General features: G+C 74.4%; 28 protein-coding genes, 1 tRNA gene and 1 pseudogene. 19 read left to right on the forward strand and 11 right to left on the reverse strand.

Annotated elements, in window-relative coordinates:
• Positions 1 to 39 precede the first annotated feature (39 nt).
• Positions 40 to 134, forward strand: a tRNA-Ala gene (locus tag OG871_RS34950).
• A 422-nt stretch (positions 135 to 556) separates the two neighbouring features.
• Here OG871_RS34950 and OG871_RS34955 read toward each other — a convergent pair.
• A complete protein-coding gene (locus OG871_RS34955) occupies positions 557 to 1,633 on the reverse strand; it encodes a methyltransferase domain-containing protein (RefSeq protein ID WP_371502324.1) in 1,077 nt (358 codons plus the stop codon).
• Positions 1,630 to 1,779, reverse strand: coding sequence for a hypothetical protein (locus tag OG871_RS34960; RefSeq protein ID WP_371502325.1), 150 nt, complete (start codon positions 1,777 to 1,779; stop codon positions 1,630 to 1,632). Before OG871_RS34960 ends, OG871_RS34955 begins: the two co-directional genes overlap by 4 nt.
• A gap of 557 nt (positions 1,780 to 2,336) precedes the next feature.
• Between OG871_RS34960 and OG871_RS34965 the strand changes: the two genes are divergently transcribed.
• Positions 2,337 to 2,534 carry a hypothetical protein gene (locus OG871_RS34965; RefSeq protein WP_371502326.1) on the forward strand — a complete coding sequence of 66 codons (198 nt, stop codon included), beginning with the start codon at positions 2,337 to 2,339 and terminating at the stop codon, positions 2,532 to 2,534.
• Positions 2,535 to 2,560: 26 nt separating this feature from the next.
• Here the strand turns inward: OG871_RS34965 and OG871_RS34970 are convergent, their stop codons facing one another.
• The 3 genes from OG871_RS34970 to OG871_RS34980 form a co-directional block, all read right to left on the reverse strand.
• Positions 2,561 to 2,947: a hypothetical protein gene (locus tag OG871_RS34970; RefSeq protein ID WP_371502327.1), complete on the reverse strand. Its 387-nt coding sequence runs from the start codon at positions 2,945 to 2,947 to the stop codon at positions 2,561 to 2,563.
• Between the two features lie 584 nt (positions 2,948 to 3,531).
• On the reverse strand, positions 3,532 to 4,191 hold the full coding sequence (locus tag OG871_RS34975) for a class F sortase (protein ID WP_371502328.1): 660 nt from the start codon (positions 4,189 to 4,191) through the stop codon (positions 3,532 to 3,534).
• A gap of 100 nt (positions 4,192 to 4,291) precedes the next feature.
• A complete protein-coding gene (locus OG871_RS34980) occupies positions 4,292 to 4,660 on the reverse strand; it encodes a hypothetical protein (protein ID WP_371502330.1) in 369 nt (122 codons plus the stop codon).
• A 526-nt stretch (positions 4,661 to 5,186) separates the two neighbouring features.
• Here OG871_RS34980 and OG871_RS34985 point away from each other — a divergent pair.
• Positions 5,187 to 5,543, forward strand: coding sequence for a WhiB family transcriptional regulator (locus tag OG871_RS34985; RefSeq protein WP_371502331.1), 357 nt, complete (start codon positions 5,187 to 5,189; stop codon positions 5,541 to 5,543).
• A 27-nt stretch (positions 5,544 to 5,570) separates the two neighbouring features.
• On the opposite strand, the gene OG871_RS34990 is transcribed toward OG871_RS34985, so the two are convergent.
• Complete coding sequence (locus OG871_RS34990) at positions 5,571 to 6,761, reverse strand: helix-turn-helix domain-containing protein (protein WP_371502333.1); 1,191 nt, start codon at positions 6,759 to 6,761, stop codon at positions 5,571 to 5,573.
• Between the two features lie 551 nt (positions 6,762 to 7,312).
• On the opposite strand from OG871_RS34990, the gene OG871_RS34995 reads away from it, so the two are divergent.
• From OG871_RS34995 to OG871_RS35065, 15 genes and pseudogenes are all read left to right on the forward strand, one after another.
• Positions 7,313 to 7,936 (forward strand): hypothetical protein, encoded by a 624-nt coding sequence (locus OG871_RS34995; RefSeq protein WP_371502334.1) that lies wholly within the window; start codon positions 7,313 to 7,315, stop codon positions 7,934 to 7,936.
• A gap of 338 nt (positions 7,937 to 8,274) precedes the next feature.
• On the forward strand, positions 8,275 to 9,957 hold the full coding sequence (locus tag OG871_RS35000; protein ID WP_371502335.1) for a DUF6801 domain-containing protein: 1,683 nt from the start codon (positions 8,275 to 8,277) through the stop codon (positions 9,955 to 9,957).
• Positions 9,958 to 9,981: 24 nt separating this feature from the next.
• Positions 9,982 to 10,878, forward strand: a pseudogene (locus OG871_RS35005) (ABC transporter ATP-binding protein); the annotation flags it as partial.
• Between the two features lie 17 nt (positions 10,879 to 10,895).
• Complete coding sequence (locus tag OG871_RS35010; RefSeq protein ID WP_371502336.1) at positions 10,896 to 11,678, forward strand: MlaE family ABC transporter permease; 783 nt, start codon at positions 10,896 to 10,898, stop codon at positions 11,676 to 11,678.
• Between the two features lie 75 nt (positions 11,679 to 11,753).
• Entirely contained in the window at positions 11,754 to 12,539 is a 786-nt protein-coding gene (locus OG871_RS35015) for an MlaE family ABC transporter permease (RefSeq protein ID WP_371503501.1), read from the forward strand.
• A complete protein-coding gene (locus tag OG871_RS35020) occupies positions 12,536 to 13,801 on the forward strand; it encodes an MCE family protein (RefSeq protein ID WP_371502338.1) in 1,266 nt (421 codons plus the stop codon). Before OG871_RS35015 ends, OG871_RS35020 begins: the two co-directional genes overlap by 4 nt.
• Positions 13,798 to 14,829, forward strand: coding sequence for an MCE family protein (locus OG871_RS35025; protein ID WP_371502339.1), 1,032 nt, complete (start codon positions 13,798 to 13,800; stop codon positions 14,827 to 14,829). The genes OG871_RS35020 and OG871_RS35025 overlap by 4 nt, the downstream gene beginning before the upstream one ends.
• Positions 14,826 to 15,875 (forward strand): MCE family protein, encoded by a 1,050-nt coding sequence (locus OG871_RS35030; RefSeq protein WP_371502340.1) that lies wholly within the window; start codon positions 14,826 to 14,828, stop codon positions 15,873 to 15,875. Before OG871_RS35025 ends, OG871_RS35030 begins: the two co-directional genes overlap by 4 nt.
• Positions 15,872 to 16,870 (forward strand): MCE family protein, encoded by a 999-nt coding sequence (locus OG871_RS35035; RefSeq protein WP_371502341.1) that lies wholly within the window; start codon positions 15,872 to 15,874, stop codon positions 16,868 to 16,870. Before OG871_RS35030 ends, OG871_RS35035 begins: the two co-directional genes overlap by 4 nt.
• The gene (locus tag OG871_RS35040; protein ID WP_371502343.1) at positions 16,867 to 17,988 is read left to right on the forward strand and encodes an MCE family protein; all 1,122 of its coding nucleotides are present in this window, start codon (positions 16,867 to 16,869) and stop codon (positions 17,986 to 17,988) included. Before OG871_RS35035 ends, OG871_RS35040 begins: the two co-directional genes overlap by 4 nt.
• Positions 17,988 to 19,157 (forward strand): MlaD family protein, encoded by a 1,170-nt coding sequence (locus tag OG871_RS35045; RefSeq protein WP_371502345.1) that lies wholly within the window; start codon positions 17,988 to 17,990, stop codon positions 19,155 to 19,157. Before OG871_RS35040 ends, OG871_RS35045 begins: the two co-directional genes overlap by 1 nt.
• Positions 19,154 to 19,666 carry a hypothetical protein gene (locus OG871_RS35050; protein WP_371502346.1) on the forward strand — a complete coding sequence of 171 codons (513 nt, stop codon included), beginning with the start codon at positions 19,154 to 19,156 and terminating at the stop codon, positions 19,664 to 19,666. The genes OG871_RS35045 and OG871_RS35050 overlap by 4 nt, the downstream gene beginning before the upstream one ends.
• Positions 19,667 to 20,191 (forward strand): hypothetical protein, encoded by a 525-nt coding sequence (locus OG871_RS35055; RefSeq protein WP_371502347.1) that lies wholly within the window; start codon positions 19,667 to 19,669, stop codon positions 20,189 to 20,191.
• Between the two features lie 11 nt (positions 20,192 to 20,202).
• Positions 20,203 to 20,793: a hypothetical protein gene (locus OG871_RS35060; RefSeq protein WP_371502348.1), complete on the forward strand. Its 591-nt coding sequence runs from the start codon at positions 20,203 to 20,205 to the stop codon at positions 20,791 to 20,793.
• A 30-nt stretch (positions 20,794 to 20,823) separates the two neighbouring features.
• Entirely contained in the window at positions 20,824 to 21,465 is a 642-nt protein-coding gene (locus OG871_RS35065) for a hypothetical protein (RefSeq protein ID WP_371502349.1), read from the forward strand.
• 10 nt (positions 21,466 to 21,475) lie between these two features.
• Here OG871_RS35065 and OG871_RS35070 read toward each other — a convergent pair whose 3' ends face one another.
• Positions 21,476 to 22,474, reverse strand: a complete 999-nt coding sequence (locus OG871_RS35070; RefSeq protein ID WP_371502350.1) for a GlxA family transcriptional regulator — start codon at positions 22,472 to 22,474, stop codon at positions 21,476 to 21,478.
• Between the two features lie 71 nt (positions 22,475 to 22,545).
• Between OG871_RS35070 and OG871_RS35075 the strand changes: the two genes are divergently transcribed.
• Positions 22,546 to 23,220: an HD domain-containing protein gene (locus OG871_RS35075; RefSeq protein WP_371502352.1), complete on the forward strand. Its 675-nt coding sequence runs from the start codon at positions 22,546 to 22,548 to the stop codon at positions 23,218 to 23,220.
• Positions 23,221 to 23,253: 33 nt separating this feature from the next.
• Here the strand turns inward: OG871_RS35075 and OG871_RS35080 are convergent, their stop codons facing one another.
• The 4 genes from OG871_RS35080 to OG871_RS35095 form a co-directional block, all read right to left on the reverse strand.
• Positions 23,254 to 23,685 (reverse strand): cupin domain-containing protein, encoded by a 432-nt coding sequence (locus OG871_RS35080; RefSeq protein ID WP_371502354.1) that lies wholly within the window; start codon positions 23,683 to 23,685, stop codon positions 23,254 to 23,256.
• A 61-nt stretch (positions 23,686 to 23,746) separates the two neighbouring features.
• Entirely contained in the window at positions 23,747 to 24,610 is an 864-nt protein-coding gene (locus OG871_RS35085; RefSeq protein ID WP_371502356.1) for a CAP domain-containing protein, read from the reverse strand.
• Between the two features lie 143 nt (positions 24,611 to 24,753).
• Positions 24,754 to 25,125, reverse strand: a complete 372-nt coding sequence (locus OG871_RS35090) for a MauE/DoxX family redox-associated membrane protein (RefSeq protein ID WP_371502357.1) — start codon at positions 25,123 to 25,125, stop codon at positions 24,754 to 24,756.
• 26 nt (positions 25,126 to 25,151) lie between these two features.
• On the reverse strand, positions 25,152 to 26,264 hold the full coding sequence (locus OG871_RS35095) for a winged helix-turn-helix domain-containing protein (RefSeq protein ID WP_371503502.1): 1,113 nt from the start codon (positions 26,262 to 26,264) through the stop codon (positions 25,152 to 25,154).
• Positions 26,265 to 26,316: the final 52 nt, after the last annotated feature.

Consider the following 26,316-nt stretch of genomic DNA (forward strand, 5'->3'; position numbering starts at 1 on the left):
AGGGCACGTCAGGGAGCGAGAGTGTGGCTCCCGGGACTGGGAGAGGTGCCCGGAGCGGTTCATCGGGTGCCTGGCCAGCAATGGCCGAGCAGGGTCCCTCGGGGCCCGCGCAGGTTCGAATCCTGCCCTCTCCGCCCATCGGGCGGGGCCCGTGTACGCCAATCGGGTACGTTGCGGCATCGCTGCTTGCGCAGGCGCGTGCCCGCTCGGCAGTCTTCGTACAGGTCTCAGCGGGAGATCCATCCGTCCCACCGGATCCGACCATCCGGCGAACAGCGGCGGACCAAGCGGGCCCGGCGACCCGCCGCTCCAACCCTTCGCGAACACGCGCGCACCGGACATCCAGTTGCTGTGCGCCGAGGTCGGCGGCTGCACGGGAACGGACCGACATGAGCCTGCGCCCCGGCCCACGCACCTATCAGCTCTGCACCGGCGACTGCGCCTGGTACACCAGCAGGACCGACTGGACGCGCACAGCTCTGGGAATCGGCACCGCCGACGACGGCCAGGCCCTCATCGAGCACCTCGTCCTCAGCCACCTGCAAGCCGGCTCCGCCTACGCGCCCCACCCCATCGCGATCCGGACCACCCGCGTACTCACCGACCGGACCGAGGTCCACCTCGACGAGCGGGCCGTCATCGACGACGACCACCGCGACATCGCCGAGCACGCCGTCGAGCTCCTGCCCTTCGACCCGGGCCCCGGCGAGCTCGGGGGGATCTGAAGGTCGGGCAGGCGGGTGCCGATGGCGAGCTGGGCGAGCCAGGAGGCGCCGATGGCCTCCGGGTCCAGGTCGGTGACGGACGGCGTGGCGTCGCCGGGCCAGTCGCCGGGCAGGTAGGCGTCGACGGGTGGTGCCTGGTAGCGCTGCTGGCGCATGCGCATGAAGTCCGAGGGGCCGGTCAAGTGCCCGGCCGCTGTGCGGCCTTCGCCGTCGACGTGCAGGCGTGCGATGGCGCCGCCGCCGAACAGGGTGGCCACCGGTGCGACGAGGATCCCGCCGGGGCGGGTCGCCTCGAGCCAGGCGGTGGGCATCTCGGTGACCAGGCTGGAGCAGGTCGCGATGAGCCGGTCGGCCCGCCCGCCGCCCCCGCCGGCCCCGGCCCCGCTGGTGGTTTCGGCTCCGTCGCCGGTCACCACGCGGACCCCGCCGAGGCCGGCCGCCGCGAGGTTGGCGCGGGCGGTGTCGGCGACGGTCTTGTCGATCTCGACGCTCACCACCCGGTCGTCACCCAGCCGGTGCGCCAGGAGCGCGGCGTTGTAGCCGGGCCCGGTCCCGATCTCGTGGACCAGGTGGCCGTCCTCGACGTCGAGGTCGCGGAGCATCAGCGCGACCATCGTCGGCATGCTCAGGCTGGAGGTGAAGTCCCGCATGCCCGCGGCCTCGTCGCCGTCGTCCCACTGTGTGACGGCCGGGGTGTCGCGGTAGGCGCCGGCGAGCCACCCGCCGGGGTCGGCGGCGCGGTCGCGCTGCACGGTAGTGCCGTCGCTGAACTCCCAGTAAACCGGCGGCAGGAACAGGTGCCGGGGGACCGCCTCGAACGCCGGGCGCCATCCGGTGCCCAGCGCACCGGTGCTCACGAGGTGGTCGGCGAGTGCGTGGCGGGCGTCCGCGCCGGGGTCGGCGCTCAATTGTGCTTGGGCTCCGGCTGGGGGCCCTGGCCGTCGGGGCTGGGTTTGGGCCCGTTGTCGGGGCCGCCCGGCTTGGCGTGGGCCCCGCCGCCGTCCGTCGCGCCGCCCTTGTTCTCGTCACCCATCGTCATATCTCTCTCACTCAACGGAGCCACTATCCTGGTGGCGGCCCGCCGCTGACGGCAAGAGGGCCCGACCGCCGGACAGCACGGCCTGCCCCACCCACTCATGCCCCCGGTTCAAGGCGGGTTGCCTGTTCACGGTCCGATATGCCCCGTCATGAGGCATGATTGCAGCGTGAGTTCGTGGTGGGTGGGGTGCAGGGACGGTCTGCTGGCGGAAGCGGCCGCGCTGCTGGTGCTGTTCGGCGCGGACCCTGTGGAGGACCTCGGCGTGGGTGAGCTCGCCGGCATCGCGGCCGCGCCGGCGGGGAGTACCGGGCGAGCACCCGGGGCGAGTGGATCCACGAGGCGGGTGCCCTCCTCGCCGAGGCCGCCGGCGAACTGCGGGCGGCCGACTGGTTCCGCGGCACCCTGCTGCCCGTGGTGGTTCGTCATCTGCGCCGCCCGGACCGCCCTCGGGCAGGCCCGGGCGCGCCTGCACGCCCAGCCGCCCGCGGCACATCCCGCCGGGCAGCGGCCCCACACCGCAGCACCCCGGTAGGCCCCCGTCCGGCAGACCGCGACCCACCCGGGTGCGGCCCATGTGGACGGGTCACTCGCGCACGGGGACCTGTCCGGCACGCTTCGCCCTCCTGGACCGCGAGACCACGGCCACCGACGGCGAGGTCAGTCGGATCAGGTTCACCGGGCCGGTGAAGGCCGCCGTGGTCATCACCGCGTTGGCCCTCGACGTGACCGAACAGGCCTTCGCCCTGTACACCGCCCGCGCCCCGTTCTGACGACCCGTCCGCCGGGTGCCCGGAGGTCAGGGAGTCGCGGTGGGGCCGTGGCCGGTGACGGTGTCCGGCGTGGAGGCGCTGTTGCAGCCCGCGTCGAAGCCTGCGCGGTCCAGGCTGGCCTGCTTCTGTGGCGGCAGTTCGTTCCACTGCGTGGCGCACGTCTCGCCGGACGGTCGGCCGCCTCGGAGCACGATGTTCATGACGGCGGCGGCGCCGGCGGTGGCGGACTGGGCCCAGTCGGCCACCACCGGCTGGGACGCCGCGGACGGTGACGGTGGTGCCGACGCAGGCGCCGACGCAGCGGGCCTGGTGGCGCCGGGGGTGGTCGTGGAGCCGGCGGAGGAGCATCCTGTGACCAGTGCGGACGCGCCGACGAGTGCGACGAGTCTCGCGAACTGTGTGATCTTCTGCATGACGGCAGACAGTATCCGGGCATGAGCCTGCCCATCCGGGGCGGGCGAGCTGCCCAAGTCGGCGCCAGGCAGCCACGGCGGCGCGCCCCGCCAGCGGCTGGTGAGAACGGCTGCGGCTGGTCCGTCCGGGTGGCGGCCAGGTTCGGCGGGACAGCGGGGCTGGCAGAGCATCCGGCATGACGACACCTTCCACCAGGCGCCCTCGCCGGTGACGCCGTCCGGCCGCGCCCGCCGTCCCCGCCGCTCCGGTCGCTTGTAGTAGCGATGAGGCGCCTCGCCCCTCTTGGCTGGCGCTTCGCAATCCGGCATGGTGGTGAGCCAGTTGAGGGAGTCTTCGGCTTGCGTACGGCCTCAGGGGGAGGGGTAGTGGCTGATACGCCACCGGAACATCCTGACAGCGAGATCAGGAAGTGGTCGTTGCGGATCGGTCTGGTGACATCAGGCCTCACGATCCTCACCTGGCTGGGGATCGCAGGCTGGAACGACCTCAAGGCCAAGATCACCGGCAGCCCGGCGGACACCACCGCCTCCCGGGGGAGTGGACCGGACCCGCCGGTCGGCCGGGTCCGGCCCCGGCCGGGACGTCAGCGGGCGGAGTCCAGGTGGGCGAAGGCCACCACGTTCGCCGTGTAGTCCTTCTTCGTGCGGTCGTAGGAACCGCCGCAGGTGATCAGGCGCAGCTGCGGGTCGGGGGTGTCGGCGTACACGCGGTCGTCGGGGAACGCGTCCTTGGCGAAGGTCTCGACGCTGTCGACCGTGAAGGTGACGACCTTACCGTCGGCGCGGTCCACCTCGACCTTGCTGCCGGGCAGCAGCAGCCGCAGCATCAGGAACACGGCCGGGCCGGTCTTGGTGTCCACGTGGCCGGCCAGCACCGAGCTGCCTGCCTGGCCGGGTGCGGCTCCGTCGCGGTACCAGCCGACCAGGTTCTTGTCGTCGACGGGCGGGGCGTTCAGCTGGCCGGTGGCGTTCACGGTCAGCTCGGTCACCGGTGCGTCGACGCCGAGGCTGGGGATCCGGACCCGGGTGGGCGCGGAGCGCGACAGTCCGGGTGCGCTCTTCGCGGGCGGCTGGAGCGGCGCGGCCGGCGTGGGCACCGCGGCGGTGGTCACGGCCGGTTCGGTGGTGGGCGTCCCGACCGGCGCGGCGTCGACCGAGTTGTAGAGCAGGACGGCGCCGAGCGCCGTCGCGGCCAGGCCGAAGCGGAGCATCCGGCCGGGGCGCGCCGGGGGTGGACGGTCCATCGGAGGGACCCTTTCTGACGGGGACACGGGGCGGAAGCCGGACGCCCTGCCGGTCTGCCGCGGTGCGGCGGACCGGCAGGGCGTGCCGAGGCGCGCGGGATCAGACCGCGGCACCCACGGAGCGGCCGGTGCGGCGGCGGCGCATGGCGAGCGCCGAGACACCGATACCGCCGGCCAGGAGGACCGCGCCGGTGGCGGCACCGCTGCCCGACACCAGGCCGCCGCCGCCGGTGTGCACGCCGCCGTGGGGCTTCGCGTAGTCCGACTTCTCCTCCTTGTCGCCCTTGGAGTGCTCCTCCGTCGGCTTGGCCTCCTTGGAGGAGTCCTTCGCCTCCTTGTCGCTGCCGTCCCAGGCCTTCTCGTGGCTGCCGCTGTCGCTGGTGACATCGGCATGGGCGACGGCCGGGGCGCCGAGGAGAAGGGCGGCGGCGATGGCCGCGCCGGTAGCGAAGGTACGTACAGAACGCATGGGATTCGTCCTTCCGGTGCTCGCGAGGGCCGGCCCGTTGCCGGCTGTCGGTTCGCAGGAGCGCCGTTCCTCACCGTGGGCGGCCGGGCGGCCGTCCGCACTCGGGGGGCGCCGTACCGGGGTACCTTGTGGGCCTTTCGGGTGGTCTCCGGCGACTTTTCGGCGCGCCTGCCGAGATGGGGGAAGGGGCCGGGGCAGGGGTGTGACCGCCCGGATCGGGGGCAGCCGAACGGACAGCGGGCCCGACGGCGGGTCCGACGGCGGATCCGACGGCGGGAGCTCACGGCATGACCCAGGCGCCTGGAACCACCCGGCCGGCAACGGGCACCACCCGGGCGCCGGCCCGGTCGGGTACCGGCTGTGGATCCCCGGCCGCGAGGTGCTGCCGGCCGGCCGGAGCCTGCGTCCGCGAGGAGCACACCGGCGGGCCGGGCTCTTCGAGCGGCTCGCCGGCCACGACGGCCCGATGATCTGAGGCCCGCCCGGCCTGGTACGGCTGCGGGCGGAACGGAAGGAGAACCAGCGGATGACCGATGTGTCGCGCCTGCCCGGCGCTTTCGAGGAGTCCTGGAGCTGGCAGGTGCAGGCCGCCTGCCGGGGACTGGACGGCAACCTGTTCTTCCACCCCTCGGGTGAGCGGGGCGAGGCCCACGACGAGCGGGAGGCGGCGGCCAAACGGGTCTGCGCGGGCTGCCCGGTCCGGGCCGAGTGCCTGCGCCACGCGCTGGAGGCCCGCGAACACTACGGCGTGTGGGGCGGTCTGGCGGAGGACGAGCGGGCCGCCCTGCTCCCGCCCGCCCGTCCCCGGCCCGCCGCGGCCCCGGGCCGGCGGCGTTCCCGCTCCCGCCGGCCGGAGCCCCGGCGCACCCCGGCCACCCGGTGACCGCCGGACCGGGCTCGGGCAGCCGACTCAGTCGCAGTGCGGCGGCCGGTCGGGCGGCGCGACCGGGTCGGCCAGGTGGGTCGCCCGTAACGCGACCTCGATGGCGAACCGGCTCTCGCCGTCGGTGAGTTGATCGCCGAAGGCGCGCTCCAGGGTGCGGATGCGATAGCGCACGGTCTGCGGGTGGACGCCGAGCAGCTCCGCCATCTCGCCCGCGGTGGCCCGGGTGGTGAGCCAGGTGTGCAGGGTGTCGAGCAGCCGGGTGCGGCGGGTCGGGGTGAGGCCGGCGAGCGGGGCGAGGTGGCGCTCCGCGATCTGCCGGACCAGGGCCGGGTCGCCGAGCAGCCAGAGTCGGACGAGGTGGTCCTCGCAGTAGGCCGGCGGCCGGTCGGCCGCGGCGGCGGAGGGTTCGGAGGCGAGCAGGTGCCTGGCCCAGCGCAGCGAGTCCGCGGCCTCGCCGAGCGGGGTGGTCAGGCCGACGGCGGCCCGGCAGCCCGTCAGCGCGGCCGACAGGGCCCGGCGGCGCCGCTCGTCCAGGGGGCCTGGCACCAGCAGGTACGGCTCCCGGCCGGCCAGGTCGACCAGGACGTCCCGGTCGAGCAGGGCCCGGGCGGGGCGGGAACCGCCGTCCAGGGCGACCAGGGTGACCTGTGCGGGGAGCGGCCAGGCGGCGTGCTCGGCCAGCTCGGCCAGGGCGCCGCGGGCCACCGATGCGCCGCCGAGGATCCGGCGCAGCAGCCGCCGGCGCCGGTTGTCGGGCTCCTCGCCGAGCTCGGCCATCGCCTGCAGGTAGCCCTCGCGGGAGAGTTCGGCGATCTCGCCCATGTAGGCGAAGAGCGCGTCGGCGAAGGCCATCAGTACGGTCGCCGAGAGGTTGTAGCGGCGTCCGACCGCCCGGACCCTGCGCAGCGCCACCTGGCAGCCGATCCGGTAGGCGTCCTGCAGCATGTCCAGGCTGCGGCCCTCGTAGGCCTCGTAGCGGCCGAAGCGACGGCAGATCTCGTCGCGCAGTGAGGTGGTCGCGGTGGGGGCGGCGACCTGGTCGACGAAGGTGGCGATGTTCTGCTCGATGCCGACCCGGATCACCCGGGCGTTCGGGCCCTCCAGCAGCTCCCGGTACTCGGGGATGACGCTGACGATCTCGGCGGCCATCTCCTTCAGCAGGCTGGGAAGTTCGGGGCGCATCACGGCGGCCAGTTCGCGTGGGATCTGTTCCATCGGCCCGGTGAACCCGGCTGCCTTCGGTGGCCTGGCCATGCGTTCCCCCTGACGGGTCGGCCGGTCGGCGCGCGCGTCGGCGGCCCGGCCCCCGCCGGGGCCGGTCGGCGGCGGCGCGATGCCGGCGGTTCGCCGCTGTCGCGTCCTGTCGGTGCGGCTCGGTCGGGCGCGTGCGGACGAGTTGTGGTGGTTCGCTGAAGATAGAGCACGAGCGGTACCCGGCGCAGCACCACGAGCGCGGGAACCACCCTCCGAGACAGGGGAGTTGGCCGGGGAGGCCGGGCGGCGGCGGTGGGCCGGTGCTCACTTCGGCACAAAATCCGAACCGGTTCTCATCCCGGGGGAACAAGAAATTACCGGCGAGTAGGGATGTCGGTGAGATCTGCCGCCACAGCGTTGCGCGGCCTCATTACCCGTGCGTAACGTCGCACCTCAGCGGGGCGTCCCCCACATTTCGCCCCGCATCCCGAAAGCGTGCTGCCGTCGAATTCCCGTTGTCGGACGGGAGGTTCGAACGATCCCGCACGCCGAAGCCCGGAAAGGACCAGCCCGTGCGCAAGACAGTCAAGGGCGCCCTTGTCGCCGCCGCAGCGCTCTCCGCTGCGGCCGGACTCGCACTCGCCCCCGCCACCGCCACCACCACCGCCACCTGGACGGCCAGCCCCGGCGGGGCGTGGACGGCCAAGGCCGCCTCGCCCAAGCTCACCGACACCCGGACCGGTACCAAGCTCACCTGCAGCTCCTCCGCGGCGGCCGGCGTGCTGGCGCCGACCGGCGACGGGCTGCCGATCTCGACCATCACCTCGGTCACCTGGGCGAGCTGCACCGGTCCGCTCGGTATCACCTTCAGTGTCACCGCGCAGAACCTGCCCTGGGGCATCAACGCCCTCACCTACAACTCCACCACCGGGGTCACCACCGGCACCCTCACCGGAGTGAAGGCCCACATCAGCGGCGCCGGCTGCACCGCCGACTTCGCCGGCCCCACCAGCACCACGCCCGCCACCCTCACGGGCACCTACAACAACGCCGGCAACACGCTCACGGTCAGCGGCGGTGATCTGCACGCGTACAACGTCTCCGGCAGCTGCCTGGGCCTGCTGAACAACGGCGACCCGGCGACCTACAACGCCGCCTACGTGCTCAGCGCGCCGCAGGTCATCACCTCGCCGTGAGCCGATCCGGCGCCCGCCGCCCGCGGGGCCCCGGCCCGGACTCCCTCCGGGCCGGGGCTCGGCGGGGCGTGCGCACCGTCTGACAGTCCGTCGGCCCGCGCTTGTCATCCGGTGACAGGAAATCCGCGGCCGTCGGAGGCTCGCGTACCTGGCATGGCGCGATCACTTGTGACGGCTTGTCACCCGGACGTAGTGTCCTGCGTCCCGAGCCGTACGCGCCCGTTCCTTCCCGCGTCCCGGCTCGGCCCCGCCGCCTCGCCGCCCCGCCGCCCCGCCGCGCTGCCGCCCCGACGCTCCGTCACCCGTACGCCCGTCGCGACCGACCGAGGAGCCCCGCCATGAGCGACGCAGCCCGCCGTCGCCGCCGTCCCGCGCGGCCCGCCGCCGTCGCGGCGGCCGTGCTGCTCCTCGGGCTGGTGCCCGGCGGCTCCTCGGTGGCCGTCGGCGCGGCCCCGCCCGTCCCGGTGGCGCACAGCTGCGCGACCCCGGCCGGTGCCGTGCCGGTCACCGTCACCGTGGCGCAGAAGTACCCCGCGAAGGCCGAGGTGGACCGGCCGTTCCAGCCCGGCGCCGCGACCGTGACCGTCACCGTGCCGCAGGCCTCGCTCGCCGCCCTGCTGCCTGCCGGGACGGCCTCCGTCGCAGGCCGCGCGGCCCTCGCCGTCACGGTGACGCAGGGGGAGTCGACGGCCGAGGCGCGCTGGCCGGAGCTCCGGGTGACCGCCGCACCCGTACCCGCCACCGGGGACCTCGTGCTCACGGCCGAGGGCCCCGCGACGCCGGTCACCGTGACCGCCCCCGGGCCCGTGGTCTTCACCCTCGCCACCCTCACCCTCGGCCTGCGACCGGTACCGCCCGCCGCCGCCCCCACCCCTGACCCGGTGACCCCTGAGCCGGTGACCCTTGACGCGGCCCCCGCCGTCGTCTGCACGCCCGGGCCCGGGGGCACGCCGCTCGGCACGGTCCAGGTGCCCGCGGCGGCAACCGCGGAGCCGTCCCCCTCCGCCGAGCCGTCCCGCTCCGCCGCCCCGTCCAACTCCGTTGCCCAGCCCGCCACCCCGCTGCCCGCCACCCCGTCGCCGGCCGGCCCGTCCTCGGCCCGGCCGGGCGCCGCCGAGCTCGCGCACGTCCAGCTCGGCCGCCTGCCCGGCCGACCGGTCCGGCGTGGCACCGTCCGGGTGCAGCCCGCCGAGCACTCGGGCGTCAGCACCTGCCCGCCCGCGCCGACCGGGGAGCTCGACCCGAACCGGCTGCCCCCGGTCCCCGAGGGCGCGACGGTGATCCCGTTCCCCGACATGGACCCCTTCCCGGATGTGCCCGCCTGCGCCTTCGCGGTCGGCTACGCCAACGTGCACAAGCTCGGCCAGGCCGCGGTGGTCAACGATCCCGGCCGCGGTCCGGCGCTCGCCGCGCTCAACCTCACCCGCCGCTTCGTCACCCTCTGGGACCCGGAGCCCGGACAGCAGCCGTACCTGGAGGCCGACTCGCTCGGCTACCTCGGGCTGCCGCCCTCCGACACCACCTTCGTCACCTACGGCTTCATCCCCACCACGGCGAAGATGGAGCTCGTCCCGCAGGGCCCGCTCACCATCGTGGCCACCGGGAACTCCGACTGGGACCAGCCGGTCGAGTTCACCATCGGCGGCTACCAGTCGCTGCGGCTGTACGACGTGAAGATCAACGGCACCCCGCTCGACGTCGGGCCGGACTGCCGGACGGTGACCCCGGTCGACCTCAGGCTCACCGGCCGCCAGGACGACCACCTGCCGGGCGGCGGCGACGGAAAACCCGACTACACCCTGCAGACCGGCGGCCCACTCGCCCAACGCGACCTGACCATACCCCCGTTCGCGGGCTGCGGCACCGGCGGCGAGGACCTGGACGCGCTGTTCACCGCCGCCGTCTCCGGCCCGGGGAACTCGCTCAACCTCGTCCAGGGCGCGATCTGCACCCCGACGAGCGACCAGCCCAACGGGTGCGAGCCGGAGATCGAGCTCCCGGCCCTGCCGCACCGCCGCTGACCGCCGGACCTCCAGGGAGCCGCCATGGGAATCGAAGTGACCGTCGAGGGCCTCACCAAGTCCTTCGGCCGGCAGACCGTCTGGCAGGACGTCACGCTCACCCTGCCGCCCGGCGAGGTGACGGTGATGCTCGGCCCGTCCGGCACCGGCAAGACGGTGTTCCTGAAGTCGGTCATCGGGCTGCTCAAGCCGGAGCGGGGCCGGGTGCTGGTCAACGGCGTCGACATGGTCAGCAGCCCCGAGCGGCAGATCTACGAGGCCAGGCGGCTGTTCGGGCTGATGTTCCAGGACGGCGCGCTGTTCGGGTCGCTCAACCTGTACGACAACATCGCCTTCCCGCTGCGCGAGCACACCCGGCGCAGGGAGAGCGAGATCCGCCGGATCGTGATGGAGCGGATGGAGATGGTCGGCCTGGTCGGCTCCGAGGCCAAGCTCCCGGGCGAGATCTCCGGGGGCATGCGCAAGCGCGCCGGCCTGGCCCGGGCCCTGGTGCTCGACCCGCAGATCGTGCTCTGCGACGAACCCGACTCCGGCCTCGACCCGGTCCGCACCTCCTACCTGTCCCAGCTGCTGATCGACCTGAACGCCCAGATCGACGCGACCATGCTGATCGTCACCCACAACCTCGACATCGCCGCCACCGTGCCCGACAACATCGGCATGCTGTTCCGCCGGGAACTGGTCGCCTTCGGCCCGCGCGAGACCCTGCTGACCAGCGACGACCCCGTGGTACGCCAGTTCCTCGGCGGCCGGCGGGCCGGCCCGATCGGGATGTCCGAGGAGAAGGACGAGGCCGTGCTCGCCCGGGAACGCGCCGACGCCCACCCCGAACCGGACGAACGCCGCCCGCCGCCCGCCCAGTTGCAGCCCTCGCCCGGCCTGCCGCCGCGCCGGGCCGTGCAGCGCCGGCAGGAACGGCTGACCGCGGGACGGACGGCATGAACGGCCCGGGCGGCGCCGCCGTCGGTGCGCTGCGCCACACCGGCCGGCTCTTCGCGCTCTGCGCGACCACCCTCCGGGACACCTTCCGCCGGCCCTTCCAACTGCGCGAGCTGATCGAGCAGTTCTGGTTCCTGGCCAGCGTCACCATCCTGCCCGCCGCACTGGTGTCGATCCCGTTCGGGGCCGTCATCTCGCTCCAGGTCGGCTCGCTCGCCCAGCAGTTGGGCGCCCAGTCGTTCACCGGCGGGGCCAGCGTGCTGGCCGTCATCCAGCAGGCCAGCCCGTTGATCGTGGCCCTGCTGATCGCCGGCGCGGGCGGCTCCGCGATCTGCGCCGATCTCGGCTCCCGCAAGATCCGCGAGGAGCTGGACGCGATGGAGGTGATGGGCGTCTCGCCGGTCCAACGCCTCGTCGTCCCCCGGGTGCTGGCCGCGATGGCGGTCGCCGTCCTGCTCAACGGCCTGGTGTCGGTGGTCGGAACGCTCGGCGGCTACTTCTTCAACGTGCTGCTCCAGCACGGCACTCCGGGCGCCTACCTGTCCAGCTTCTCCGCCCTCGCACAGCTCCCGGACCTGTACGTCGGCGAGCTCAAGGCACTGGTCTTCGGCTTCATCGCGGGCATCGTCGCCGCCTACCGCGGCCTGGGCCCGCGCGGCGGCCCCAAGGGCGTCGGTGACGCGGTCAACCAGGCGGTGGTCATCACCTTCCTGCTGCTCTTCCTGGTCAACGTCGTGCTCACCGCGGTCTACCTGCGCGTCGTCCCGCAGAAGGGAGCCTGAGCCGTGGCCCTGCCGGACCGCGCCACCCCGCCCGGCGGCCCCCCGGAGCCGCCCCGCCGCTCCCGCCTCGCCTGGCTGGAGGAGACCGGCGACCACCTGCTGTTCCACGTCGCCGCCCTGCTGTGGATCCCGCGCGCGCTGCGCCGCTACACCAGGGAGGTCCAACGGCTGCTGGCCGAAGTGGTGTTCGGCAGCGGCGGCCTCGGTGTCATCGGCGGCACGGTCGGCGTGATGATCGGCATGACGGTGGCCACCGGCACCGTGGTCGGCCTGCAGGGCTACGCCGCGATGAACCAGCTCGGCACCACCGCCTTCACCGGCTTCATCTCCGCCTACTTCAACACCCGGGAGATCGCCCCGCTGGTCGCCGGCCTCGCCCTGTCGGCGACCGTCGGCGCCGGCTTCACCGCGCAGCTCGGCGCGATGCGGATCAACGAGGAGGTCGACGCCCTGGAGGGCATGGGCATCCGCAGCCTGCCCTACCTGGTCACTACCCGGATCATCGCCGGCGTGGCCGCCGTCCTGCCGCTCTACGGCATCGGCCTGCTCAGCTCGTACGCGGCCTCACGGGCCGTCACCGTCCTGGTGAACGGGCAGTCGGCCGGCACCTACGACCACTACTTCGGCCTCTTCCTCTCCCCGGCCGACGTGCTGCTGTCGGGGCTGAAGGTGCTGATCTTCAGCGTGATCGTCATCCTGGCGCACTGCTACCACGGCTACCACGCCAAGGGCGGCCCGGCCGGGGTGGGCATCGCGGTCGGCCGCTCGGTGCGCAACGCCATCGTCATCATCAGCGTCACCGACTTCTTCCTGTCGCTGGCGATCTGGGGCACCACCACCACGGTCAGGGTGGCGGGATGAGCGCCCCCAGCCCGCGCCGGGGCCGCCGCCGTACCGCCGGGGTGGTGTTCCTGCTGGTGCCCGCCCTGCTGGCCGGCCTGTCGATCGCCGTCTACGACAAGGCGTTCAGCGACGAGGCGACCGTGGTCGTCGAGACCGGCACCGTCGGCAACGAGCTGCACGTCAACGCCGACGTCAAACTGCGCGGCGTGGTCGTCGGCCGGGTCCGCCGGGTCAGCGCCGACGGGGACCGGGCCCGGCTCACCCTCGCCCTCGACCCCGACCGGCTCACCCGGATCCCCGCCGGCGTACGGGCCCAGCTGCTGCCCACCACCCTGTTCGGCGAACGCTTCGTCGCCCTCGTCCCCACCGACCAGGCCCGGGCCGGGACGCTCAGGGCGGGCAGCACCATCCCCCAGGACCGCTCCGCCGACGCCATCGAACTCGAACAGGTCCTCGACCACCTGCTCCCGCTGCTCACCGCCGTCCAGCCGGAGAAGCTCGCCGCCACCCTCGGCGCCGTCGCCACCGCCCTGCGCGGACGCGGCGAAGAGCTCGGCCGGACCCTCGTCCGACTGGACGACTACCTCGGGCAGCTCAACCCCCAACTACCCGCCCTCAACCGGGACATCCGGCACCTGGTGACCGTCGGCCGGACCTACGCGGACGCCGCCCCCGACATCCTCCAGGCACTAACCGACCTCACCACCACCAGCGCCACCGTCGCCCAGCAGCAGGCCGGCCTGCGCAGCCTGTACGCCACCGGGACGGCCGGCGCCGACGACCTCACCGACTTCCTCCAGCGCAACCGCGCCACCCTGATCCGCCTGTCCACCGACAGCCGGGGCACCCTGGAACTGCTCGCCGAGTACGCCCCCGCCTTCCCCTGCACCCTGCGCACCCTCGCCGCGTTCGTCCCCGTGATGGACAAGGCGCTCGGCAAGGGCACCGGACAGCCCGGCCTGCACGTCGACGTCACCACCGTGCCCTCCCGCGGCGCCTACCTGCCCGGCAAGGACACCCCCGCCTACCGGGCCGGCGGCGGACCGCGCTGCTACGACGCCCCCTACACCGGCCGCGGCACCGCACCCGGCCCGTCGAGCCCGGCCGACGGCTTCCCGATGCCGGCCGCGCAGGGCCTCGGACTGCCCAACTCACCGCAGGAGAACGCGCTTGTCAACGAACTCCTGGCCCCCGGACGGAGCACCGCCACCCCGCTCCCGGACTGGAGCAGCCTGCTCGCCGGGCCGCTGCTGCGCGGGGCGGAGGTGACCCTGAAATGAGACGCCGATCCCTCGCCGGGCCGATCGTCAAGTCCCTGGTGTTCATCCTGGTCACCGCCCTCGCCACCACCGCGCTCGCGTTCGGCATCGCCGACACCGGCGTCGGCGACACCACCGGCTACCGGGCCCGCTTCACCGACGTCACCGGCCTGTCCGCCGGCGACGGCGTCCGGATCGCCGGCGTCCGGGTCGGCCGGGTCGACAGCGTCACCGTGGTCGACCACCGCCTCGCCCAGGTCCGCTTCTCGGTCCGCCGCGACCGTACGCTGCCCGGCTCGGTCACCGCCTCCGTCAAGTACCTGGACCTGGTCGGCCGACGCTACCTCGACCTGGAACAGGGCACCGGCCAGGTCGGCGAGCGGCTCGCCCCCGGCGGCACCATCCCGCCGGAACGCACCCGGCCCGCCCTCGACCTGACCCAGCTGTTCAACGGATTCCAGCCGCTCTTCCAGGGACTGTCCCCGACCGAGGTCAACCGGCTGGCCGAGGAGATCGTCCAGGTCCTGCAGGGACAGGGCGGCACCGTCGACAGCCTGCTGCGCAGCATCGGCTCGCTGACCACCACCCTGGCCGGCAAGGACCAGGTGATCGGCCGGGTCATCGACAACCTCAACACCGTCGTCGCCACCGTCAACACCCACGAACAGGGCTTCACCGAACTGGTCACCACCCTCCAGCAACTGGTCTCCGGCTTCGACCGCGACCGGCAGCCCATCGGCCAGGCCGTCGAGGCCCTCGCCCGGCTCACCACCTCCACCGCAGGCCTGCTGGAGGACGGCCGGCAGCCGCTCAAGGACTCGATCGGCCAGCTGGGCCGGCTCTCCGCCGGGATCGCCGACAACACCCCGCAGCTCGAACGCTTCCTGCGACTCAGCCCGGAGAAGCTGCGCACCCTCGGACGGCTCGCCTCCTACGGCTCCTGGTTCAACCTCTACCTCTGCCAGGCCACCGTCACCGGCGTCACCACCGGCGACGGCAGCCCGCCCCCCACCGGCATCGCCGTCACCGGACCGAGGTGCCGCGCATGAGGCTCCGCCGCGACCCCCACCGCCCGCTGCTGCGCCCCCTGCGCGACCGCAACCCGGTCGCCGTCGGCGCCGTCGGACTGCTGCTGCTCCTGCTCGCCACCGCGCTCACCTACCGGGCCGACGACCTGCCGCTGATCGGCCGGGGCACCGCCTACACCGCCGAGTTCACCGAGGCCGCCGGGCTGCGCCCCGGCAACGAGGTCCGGGTGGCCGGCGCCAGGGTCGGCAAGGTCACCGAGGTCGCGCTGAACGGCGCCCGGGTAAGAGTCGCCTTCCGGGTCGAGCACACCTGGGTCGGCGACGCCACCACCGCCGCCATCGGCATCCGCACCCTGCTCGGCGAGAAGTACCTCGCCCTCGACCCCCTCGGCGCCGACCGGCAGGACCCTCACCGCACCATCCCCAGCAGCCGCACCACCTCGCCCTACGACGTCACCCAGGCGCTCGACGGCCTCGGACAGACCCTCGGCGCGATCGACCCGGACCGGCTCGCCGAGAGCTTCCGCGCCATCTCCGACACCTTCAAGGACACCCCCGCCTCGGTCCGCACCGCCGCCGACGGCCTGTCCTCGCTGTCGCGCAGCCTCGCGAGCCGCGACGCCCAGCTCGCCCGTCTGCTCAGCGGCAGCAAGGACCTCACCCGCACCCTCAGCGACCAGAACAGCCGCTTCGCCGCCCTGCTCACCGACGGGGACCAGCTGCTCGGCGAGATCGAACGCCGCCGCGACGCCGTCCACCGGCTGCTCACCGGCACCACCGACCTCGGCACCCGGCTCACCGGCCTGATCCAGGACAACGAGCGGCAGCTGCGGCCCACCCTGGAGGCGCTCGACCGGGTCACCGACGTCCTGCGGGCCAACCAGCAGAGCCTCGACCAGACCCTCGCCCTGGTCGGGCCGTACTACCGGCTGATGGGCAACACCCTCGGCAACGGCCGCTGGTTCGACGCCTACCTCTGCGGGGTGGTGCCCCGCAGCTACCTGCCCGCCGGGGCGTCGCCCGCCGACGGCTGCATGCCCACCCGGCCGGAAGGAGCCCAGCGATGAACCGCCGGCGCACACCCCTCGTCGCGGCCCTCGCCGCCACCGCCGTCCTGGCCACCGCCCTGGTCGCCGCACCCGCCGTCACCGGCCCGGACGGCACCCACCTCACCGTCTGGTTCGACCACGCCGTCGGCGTCCACGCCGGCTCCGACCTCAGGATCCTCGGCGTGCGGGTCGGCGCCGTGGACGGCGTCCACCCGCAGGGCCGCCGGGTCCGGGTCGACCTCACCGTCGACCACGGCGTCAAGGTGCCCGCCGGCGCCTCCGCCGTCGTGGTCGCCCCCAGCGTGGTCGCCGACCGCTACGTCCAGCTCACCCCCGCCTGGACGGGCGGACCCGAGCTCGGCGAGCACGGCGTCATCCCCGCCGAGCGCACCGCCGAACCCGTCGAGATCGACCAGCTCTACCAGAGCATCGGCGACCTCGCCACCGCCCTCGGCCCCGACGGCGCCAACGCCACCGGCGCACTCTCCCGGCTGCTCGACACCGGCGCCGCCAACCTCGCGGGCAACGGACAGGCGATCGGCGACAGCATCGACCAGCTCGGACAGGCCGCCAAGACCCTCTCCGGCCACAGCGACGACCTGTTCACCACCCTCACCCAGCTCCAGTCGTTCACCACCATGCTCAAGGACAACGACGCCAAGGTCCGCTCCGCCACCGACCGGCTCGCCACCGTCACCGGCTTCCTCGCCGAGGACCGGGAGAACCTCGGCCAGGCCCTGCGCCAACTCGCCACCGCCCTCGGCCAGGTGCAGACCTTCATCGAGGACAACCGCGGCCGGCTCGCGGCCAGTGTCGACCGCCTCGTCCCGCTGACCCGGAGCCTGGTCGACCAACGCGCCTCGCTCGCCGAACTCCTCGACACCGCACCGCTGGCCGCCGACAACCTGCTCGGCGCCTACGACCTGGCCCACGGCACCCTCGACGGCCGCGCCAACCTCACCGAACTCACCGGCGGCGCCCTGCCGCTGCCCCTCCCCGGAGCCGGCCGATGAGACACCGACCCGCCCTCGCCGTCGGCCTGCTCCTGCTCACCGGTTGCTCCGCCGCGGCGGGCGGCCTCCAGGACCTCCCACTGCCCGGCGGCGCCGACCTCGGCAACCATCCCTACCAGGTCCGGGCCGAGTTCGCCGACGTGCTCAGCCTCGTACCGCAGGCCGCCGTCAAGGTCAACGGCGTCGCCGTCGGCCGGGTCTCCGACATCGCCCTCGCCCCCGACGGCTGGACGGCCCTGGTCACCCTCCGGCTCAACGGCGACGTCCACCTGCCCGGCAACGCCACCGCCCACCTCGCGCAGTCCGGCCTGCTCGGCGAGAAGTACGTCCAGCTGTCCGCGCCCACCGCCGGCACCGGCGCGCTCGCGGCCGGCGCGCTCATCCCGCTCGACCGCACCAACCGCAACCCCGAGGTCGAAGAGGTCTTCGGCGCCCTCTCGATGCTCCTGAACGGCGGCGGTATCGACCAACTGCGCACCGTCAACACCGAACTCGGCAAGGCCCTCACCGGCAACGAGGCCCAGCTGCGCTCCGTGCTCGCCCGCCTCGCCACGCTCACCGGCGAACTGGACGCCCACCGCCAGGACATCACCGACGCCCTGGACGGCATCGACCGGCTCTCCGCCACCCTGGCCACCCGCGACCGGCAGATCGGCACCGTCCTGACCGGGCTCAGCCCCGGACTCGCCGTCCTCGAACAGCAGCGTGGCGAGCTGGTCACCCTGCTGCGCTCCCTCGACCGGCTCTCCGCCGTCGCCGTCGACACCGTCGAGCGCAGCCGCGCCGACCTGGTCGCCGACCTGACGGCCCTGGCCCCCACCCTGCAGCGGCTGGCCGACGCGGGCAAGGACCTGCCCGACTCCCTCCAGGTGCTGCTCACCTACCCGTTCACCGACGAGGTGCTGCGCGGAGTGAAGGGCGACTACCTCAACGTGTACCTGGACCTGGCGGCCGCCCCCGGCACCCGGATCATCCCCGAGCTCGACCCCGACGACACGGCCGCCCCGCCACCCGCCACCCCCGTGCCCGGCGACGGGACCGGTGACGGGACCGGTGCCGACGGCGTGCTGCCGCTCCCGCTGCCGTCCGCCACCACCCGGCAGGAAAGGGCCCGCTGATGCTCACCCTCGCCACCCGGCTGAAGAACCTCGCCTTCCTGGCCGTCGCCGTCCTGGTGCTCGGCTTCATCGCCGTCGAGCACGCCGACCTCGGGCAGTACGTCGGGCTGCGCGACTACTACCGGGTCGACGTCGAACTCGACCGCACCGGCGGCCTGTTCGAGCACGCGGACGTCACGTACCGGGGTGTCTCGGTCGGCCGGGTCGGCCACCTCGGCCTCACCGCGGACGGCGTCCGCGCCGAACTGCGGATCTCCGGCTCCGCGCCCCGCATCCCCAGCCGCCTGAAGGCCGTGGTCGCCAACCTCTCCGCCGTCGGCGAGCAGTACCTCGACCTCCGGCCCAGCACCGACCAGCCGCCCTACCTCGCCGACGGCTCCACCATCGCCCGCGCCGACACCGCCACCCCCGCACCCGTCACCGACATGCTCACCCACGTCGACGCCCTGGTCGGCTCCGTCCCGCTGCAGTCCCTGCGGACCGTGGTCGACGAGTTCGGCCGCGCCTTCAACGGCCAGGCCGACAACCTCCAGGCGCTGCTGGACGGCGGCGGCCGCCTCGTCGACGCGGCGAGCGCCGCACTGCCCGCCACCACCCGGCTGGTGGTCGACTCCGAGACCGTCCTGCGGACCCAGAACGACGAGGCCGACGCGATCCGCGCGTTCGCCACCGGCGCCCGCGAGCTGGCCGGCCAACTCGTCCGCTCCGACCCGGACCTGCGCCGTGTCATCGCCACCGGACCGCAGGCCGCCGCCCAGGTCGGCGCCCTGGTCAAGGATCTCGACCCCGGTCTGAGCGTGCTGCTCGCCAACCTGCTCACCACCGCCGAACTCGGCGTCACCCGGCAGCACGGCATCGAGGAGCTCCTGGTCCGCCTGCCGGCCGTGGCCGCCGCCGGCTCCACCGCCGTCGACGCCGACGGCGCCCACCTCGGCATGGCCGTGACCTTCTTCTCCCCCCTGCCCTGCACCACCGGCTACGCCGGTACCACCTACCGCAACGGCCTGGACACCGGCCCGGCGCCCGCGTTCAACACGGCCGCCGGCTGCACCGCCCCCGCCTCCTCCGGCAGCTCGGTCCGCGGCTCCGGCAACGCCCCCAAGGGCGGCGTGCCCACCCCCGTGGCCCCCGCCACCGCCGCGCCGCACACCGGACGGACCGACCGGTGACCCGCGCCCGCCCCGCCCTCGGCACACGCCCCGCACGGGGCGTCCGGGCCGCCGCCTGGCTGCTCGCCACGGCCTGCTGCGCCCTCGGCGCCGTCCAGTACGGCCGGGCGAGCACCGACAGCTCCCTCGACCTGGCCCGCGACCGGGACACCGCCCTGGCCGCCGGCCGGCAGGCGGTCGCCGAGCTCACCAGCTCCGACGCCGGGCAGGCCGACGCCACCCGGGCCCGCTGGCTGGCCGTCAGCGGGGGCGCCCTGCACGACCGGCTCGGTGCCGGGCCCGCCACCGATCCCGGCGTCACCTCGCGCGGCGCCGTCGTCGAGGCCGCCGTCACCGCCCTGGACGCCGGCGCCGGCACCGCCCGGCTGATCGCCGTGGTCCGGGTCGAACTCACCCCGGCCGCGGGCGCGGTGACCACCGACCGCCGCCGGCTGGCGGCCACCCTCGCCCGCACCGGCGAGGGCTGGAAGGTCACGGCCCTCGCGGCCGTGCCGGTCGGGACGGCGTGAATGGCGGCCGAGAACGCTCCCGCCGGGCCGCGACCGCGCCACCGCCTCGCGGCGGCGGGGACCGTGCTGCTGATCCTGGTCGGCGCGGCGCTGCTGGTCGCCGCCCGGCACGAACGGTCGGGCGCCGACACCGGCAACCGGGCGCTGACCGACCGGGCGGCGACCACCCGGGTGATCGCCGAGGTCGGCGACGCGCTCGGCCGGATCCTCTCCTACTCCGCCGCCGACACCGAGGCCACCCGCAGCGCGGCCGCCACCGCCCTGGGCGGCGAGGCGGGCGAACAGTACCGGAGCCTGACGGGTCAGCTCCGCGGCTGGGTCGACGACCAGCAACTGACGCTCACGACCAGGGTGGTGAGCGCGGGCGTGGTCCGGCTGACGGCGGACTCCGCCGAGCTGCTGGTGCTGCTCGACCAGAGTGCCCGCCGGGCCGAGGGCCCGCCCACCGTCACCGCCGCCCAGCTCGCCGTGACGGCGCGGCTCGACGACGGCCGCTGGCTGATCACCGGGCTCACGTCCCTGTAGTGGAGGTTCTGATGACGGTACGACGGTTACGCCCTCGCTCCGGACGGCTCGCGCTCGGCCTGGTCGCGGTCGCGGCCGTGCTCGCGGCCTGGACCGGCTGGTCGTGGTACGCGGCGGCGCACGACGCGGCGGCCGCCCGGGCAAGGGCCCGTGACCAGGTGCTGGCCGCGGGGGAGCAGGCGGTACAGAACATGAACACCCTCGACCACGGCGACCTCGGGCGCGGACTGGACCTCTGGGAGAGCTCCACCACCGGCGATCTGCACGCCCAACTCGTCCAGGGACGAGGCGACTTCGAGACACAGGTCGAGCAGGCCGGGACGGTCACCAGCGCTCGGGTCCTGTCCGGCGCGGTGACCGAACTGGACGAGTCGGCCGGACGGGCGGCCGTCCTGGTCGCGGTCCGGATCACCGTCCGGGCCCCGAAGGCCGAGCCGGCCACCAAGGACAGCCGGATGCTCGGCGAGCTCACCCGGACCGCCGACGGCTGGAAGCTCAGCGCCCTCGGCCAGGCCCCGATGGGTACCACGGGTACCACGGGCACCACGCCGGGTTCCACGGGCGGCGCCCCCGCCCCGACCCCGTCACCCACCGGCCGCTGAACCCCGCAGCTCGAGAGGAACCGCCGGCCCATGTCGACGACCCGTCATCTGATCAACCGCCAGCGGCGGCTCGCCGTGGCGCCCACCCGGCTCCGCCCGGCACCGGCCCCCGAACCGCCCCCGGCGGCGCTGCGACCGCGCACCGCCCGGCCCCGCCCCCGCCGCACCACCGTGCTGCTGTGCGCGGTGGCCGTCCTGCTGGGCGCCTTCGCCGGCTGGGCCGCCCTGGCCGCCGCCGGCCTGCGGGCGGGCTCCGCCGCGCACAACACCGCGCTCGTCGACCCGGCCCGTACCAGCGAGGTCAAGGGCACGGTCGCCGAGGCGGTGAACGCGCTGTTCTCCTACTCGTACGCCGATCCCGGCCGCACCGACCGGGCCGCGCAACGCCTGCTGACCGGACGGGCGGTGGACCAGCACGCCACGCTGCTCGCCCAGGTCCGCGCCCAGGCGGCGGCGAAGAAGCTGGTGCTCACCACCACCGTCACCGACAGCGGGGTCCAGGCGCTGGACGGCGACCGGGCCCGGGTGATCGTCTTCGCCGACCAGCGCAACACCGGCACCGCCGAGGGCGCCAAGGACGCGGCCACCTACGCGGCGGCGATGTTCGCCGTCGACGCGGTACGCCGGGACGGCGGGTGGCGGATCGAGAACATCGACACCTTCGGCCGCTGAGCGGCGGCCCTCAGCCGCCGGTGCCGGTGCTGTTGCCAGTGCCGGTGCCGGCTCCGAAGGCCGTCCGGTAGGCGCTGGGTGATGTGCCGAGAACCCGCCGGAAGTGCAGCCGCAGGTTGGAGGGGCTGCCCAGCCCGCTGTCCTCGGCCACCCGGTCGATGCTCAGGCCACCGTGTTCGAGCAGCTCCCTGGCGCGGTCGAGCCGGGCGGTCAGCAGCCACCGCAGCGGTGCCACCCCGGTCTCGGCGGTGAAGCGCCGGGCGAACGTCCGGGTCGACATGTGGGCGTGGGCGGCCAACTCGTCGACCGACAGCGGCTCGCGCAGCCGCTCCAGGGCCCAGGCCCGGGTGGCGGCCAGCGAACTGCGGCCCTCCGCCCCGGGCAGCGGCAACCGGACGTACTGGGCCTGCCCGCCCTCCCGGTGCGGGGCGGCCACCAGCGAGCGGGCCACCTGGTTGGCGGCCCGGGCCCCCAGATCGCGCCGCACCAGGTGCAGGCACAGGTCGATACCGGCGGCCACACCCGCCGAGGTCAGGACGTCCCCCTCGTCCACGTACAGCACCTCGGGCACGACCGTGACCCCGGGGAACGCGGCGAGGTCGGCGGCGTGCTCCCAGTGCGTGGTGGCGGTGCGACCGTCGAGCAGCCCGGCCGCGGCCAGGGCGAAGGCGCCGGTGCAGATGGACACCGTCCGGCAGCCCCGCGCATGCGCGGCGCGCAGCGCGTCGAGCACGGCCGGCTCGTAGGGCCGCAGATGCGGGGCGAACCCCGGCACGACGACGGTGTCCGCGTCCTCCAGGGCGTCGAGGCCGTCGTCGACCAGGACGGTGAACCCGGCCAGGGACACCACCGGCCCGGGCGCCGGCGCGCACAGCGTCAGCCGGTACGGCAGGCCGGGCCGCTTGGCGAAGACCTGGGTCGGAATCCCGAGGTCCAGTGGGAGAAAGCCGTCCAGGACCAGCACCGCGACCCGGTGCACCGCCGGAAGGCCGGTCGCGTCCGCCGACATGGCTGGATCCTCTCGCACAATGGCATTACCGCCACTGTAGACCCGGCCGGATCCCGGCCAGCATGGAGCCCATGAACACCGACACCGACACCGCCGGCCGTACCGCGACCGAACTCCCCGAGCTGCCCGGTACCCCGCTCGCCCGGCTCACCCTCGACCTCGTCCTGCGCGAGGAGACGGCCGCCCTCGCCCACCACAGCATCCGCAGCGCCCTGTTCGCCCGCCTGCTGGCCGACCACCGCGGCGCCCACCCGGGCCGCGACTACGACCCCGAGCTGCTCTTCCTCGCCTGCACCCTGCACGACCTCGGCCTGAGCGAGCTCGGCAACCGGCACCAGCGCTTCGAGGTCGACGGCGCCGACGCCGCAGCCGAGTTCCTCACCGCCCAGGGCCTGCCCGCGGCCCGGGTCGACGCGGTGTGGCAGGCCATCGCCCTGCACGCCTCGCCCGGCATCGCCGAGCGCAGCGGCACCCTGTGCGAGCTCGTCCGACTCGGCATCGGCATGGACTTCGGCCGCGGCACCGACTTCGTGCCGGACGGCACCGGCGCCGCCCTCCACGCCACCTACCCGCGGCTGTCCATGGCCACCTCGCTGACCGACGCGATCGTCGCCCAGGCCCGCCTGCGCCCCGAGAAGGCACCCGCCTTCTCGATCACCGCCGAGCTGCTGCGCGAACGGACCGCGGCGCCCGGCGAGCCGACCGCGCTGGAGGCGGCGACGACGGCGGGACGCTGGGGAAACTAGACCCGCCCTGCTCCGCCGCTCCCGGCCAGCGGATCAGCCTGCCCCGACGGGCAGCGGGCTGACGCGGGACTCCAGCCACACCGGGAGGTCCAGGAGCCGGACACCCTCCTGCTCGTTCGGGTCCGTCCGCGCGACCAGGCACACCATGTCCTCGGCACCGGTGTTCACCGGCAGGTGAGGGGTGTCGGCGGGGATGTGCAGGTAGTCGCCCGCGCGAAGGACCACATGCTCGGCCAGGTCCTCCCCGTGCCAGACCTCGACCTGGCCGGACTGGATGAAGATGGCCGATTCATGCCCCTCGTGCAGGTGCGGACGGCCGCGCGTCCCGGCGGGCATCACCAGGCGGTGCAGACAGAGTCGCTCCGCCCCCGCCGACTGGGCACTGACGCCCGCTCCGAAGATGCCGCCCTGCACTCCCTCGTAGTGCCCGGTCCGGACCACTGTGCACTGCCTCTGGTCTGCCATGCGGGTAGTACAGCAGGGCATCCGGGGGTGTGCGATCGGTTTCCGCCAAGGACGGTCGGGTTCAGCGCGGCGACGCGAAGACCTGGGTCCACCAGGGGCCCTTGGCACCGAAGTTGACGCCGATGCCGATGTCCTTGAAGTCGCAGTTGAGGATGTTGGCCCGGTGGCCGGGGCTGTGCATCCAGGCGTCCATCACGGCGGCCGGGTCCGCCTGGCCGTAGGCGATGTTCTCGCCCCAGCTGCTCCACCGGTAGCCGGTTGCCTCGATCCGGCTGTCCGCGTGCCGGCCGTCGGGGTCGGCGTGGTCGAAGAAGTGCCGGGCGACCATGTCGTCCGAGTGGTGCTGGGCCGCCGCGTTGAGCTTGACGTCCAGCCGCAGCGGGCCGCAACCGGCCTTGGCGCGTTCGGCGTTGACGAGCTCGGCGACCTGGGAGACGAACTGTCCGGCCCTGCTGTCCGGGGCGGTGGCCGCGGGTGCGGCGGCCTTGGCGGGGGCCGGTGCGGCGACGGCCGAGGGCTTGGCGGCGGCCGGGGCGGTCGACGGCGGGGCGGAGGCCACGGTCGGGCCGGCCGAGGCGGTCGTGCTCGGGGTGCTCGGTGCGCTCGGGCTCGCGGTGTTCGCGGCCGGGTCGACGGCCCCGGCGCCTTCGGTACCGGCCGCAGGGAGGTCGGGCGCCGAGACGGCGGGGCCGGCCGCGGTCCCGTCCTCGGTTCGGGCGCTGCCCGCCTGGGCCGGCCCGAACAGGGTGTACGCGCCTCCGGCCATCACCGCCAGCGCCGCCGTCCCCGCTATCGCGCCGAGCGCGCGGGGCCGGGTCGGAGGCTTTCGCCGGTGGCCGGTGCGGCCCGCTGCCTGCCTGCGGTGCGAGCCCGGGGCAGGCCGCGGCGCGAGGTCGTCGGCTCCGGTGTGGGGGGTGCTGTCCATCTTTCTCCGCCTGTCCGCTGGGAATCCCTCTGTGGTCCTACAACTGGGAGAGCCAACGGCGGGGGGCGGATAACAGGAACGGCAAAATGTTTTCGTGCGGGTCCGGAACCGATCGCTGGGTGACCGATTCCCGTCGGGTGTGGTTACCGTCCGGCGCGGCTCACCCGGCGGGCCCACAGCACCAGCGGCAGCTGGACCGGCAGCCGTGCGATCGCCGCGGCCTTGTACGGGGTGGGGCGGTGGCGCCAGTCGACGGCCATCTTCACGTTGGCCGGGAAGACCGCGATGAAGAGGCCCATGGCCGCCAGGGCCCCCACCCGGCGGGTGCGGGGTGCGGCCACAGCCGCACCGATGGCCAGCTCGGCGACCCCGCTGGCATACGTCCAGGCGCGCGGGCTGCCGGGCAGCGAACGCGGCACCGTGGCGTCGAACGGCTTCGGCGTGACGAAGTGGAGCACCCCCGCACCGAGCAGCAGCCCGGCCAGGAGGGGAGCGGACGAGCGGGCACCGGCCATGGGGCGTACCTCCGTGACGACGTTGATTACCGAACAGTAGCTTCCGTGCTGCCCCCACTGCGGCCACTGCGCCCGCCGCCCCCACTGCGTCCACTGCCGTGCCCGGGTCGATCGCCGTCGGCCCGGCCGGAGCCGGCGGCCAGCAGCGACTCGGCCACGGAGGTGCGGGCGTAGAGCACGCAGCGTCCCGCCCGGTGGGCGCTGACCAGCCCCGCGTCCCGCAGCGCGGTCAGGTACTGGGACACCCCGGCGGGGGAGAGCCCGGTCCGCCGGGCCAGCTCGGTGGTGGAGGCCGGGGCCTCCAGCTCGGTCAGCAGCAGGCTCCGTGAGCGGCCGAGCACGGCGGCGAGCGCGCCGCCCCCGGTGACCGGCCGGGCTTCCCACAGGGAGCCGACGCCGCGCGCCGGATAGGCCAGCTGCGGCGGGTCCGGCGGCGAGACCCGGGTGCGCAGACGTGGTCCGGCGAACACCGACGGCACCAGCAGCAGCCCCGAGCCGGCCGTCGGCCGGAACAGCGTCCGGGCCCGGCGGCCCACCTGCAGCACGTTGTCCTCCCAACGCACCGACGTGTGCAGCTCGTTGAAGAGGTGACCCGCGCCGTGCTCGGCCACCTGCCGGGCCCGGTGGAACACGTCGGCGTCGAGCACGGCCCGGATCCGCGCCCAGTACGGCGCCACCGCCACCTGCCAGTACGTCTCGATCTCCTCCGTCAGCCTCGCCATCGGCGACTTCCCGGCCGCGGGCCGGGGGAGGGCGTGCGGTTCCGCGTACAGCGTCCGCAGCCTCGGGCCGAGCTCTCCCCGGTGGTGCCGCAGGTGGTCGAGGTCCCGCCGGACCCGGTCGACGGGGGTGGCCGCGATCGACGCCAGCTCCATCTCCAGCGAAGGGGCGGGCCCGGCGGGTGCCGGGTTGAGGAAGTCCGGGACGTACCGCGAGGGCGCGATCAGCTCGGCGAGCCATCCCCGGTCCAGCCCGGCGGCCACCACCCGCGGCCGCACCTGCTCGGTCCACGGCCGGTGCACGGGGTGCGCGGAGCCCGCGACGACCAGCCCGAAGCCGGTCACGACCTCCCACATCGGAGAGGCCGCGAACCTCATCTGGGCCAGGTCGCCCGCCGAGAAGGACAGCTCCGCCGGCAGGACGACCACCCCGTGGATTCAGGCCTTGGATTCAGGCATTCCCTAATCAATG

The organism is Kitasatospora sp. NBC_00374 (assembly GCF_041434935.1).
GTDB lineage: Bacteria > Actinomycetota > Actinomycetes > Streptomycetales > Streptomycetaceae > Kitasatospora.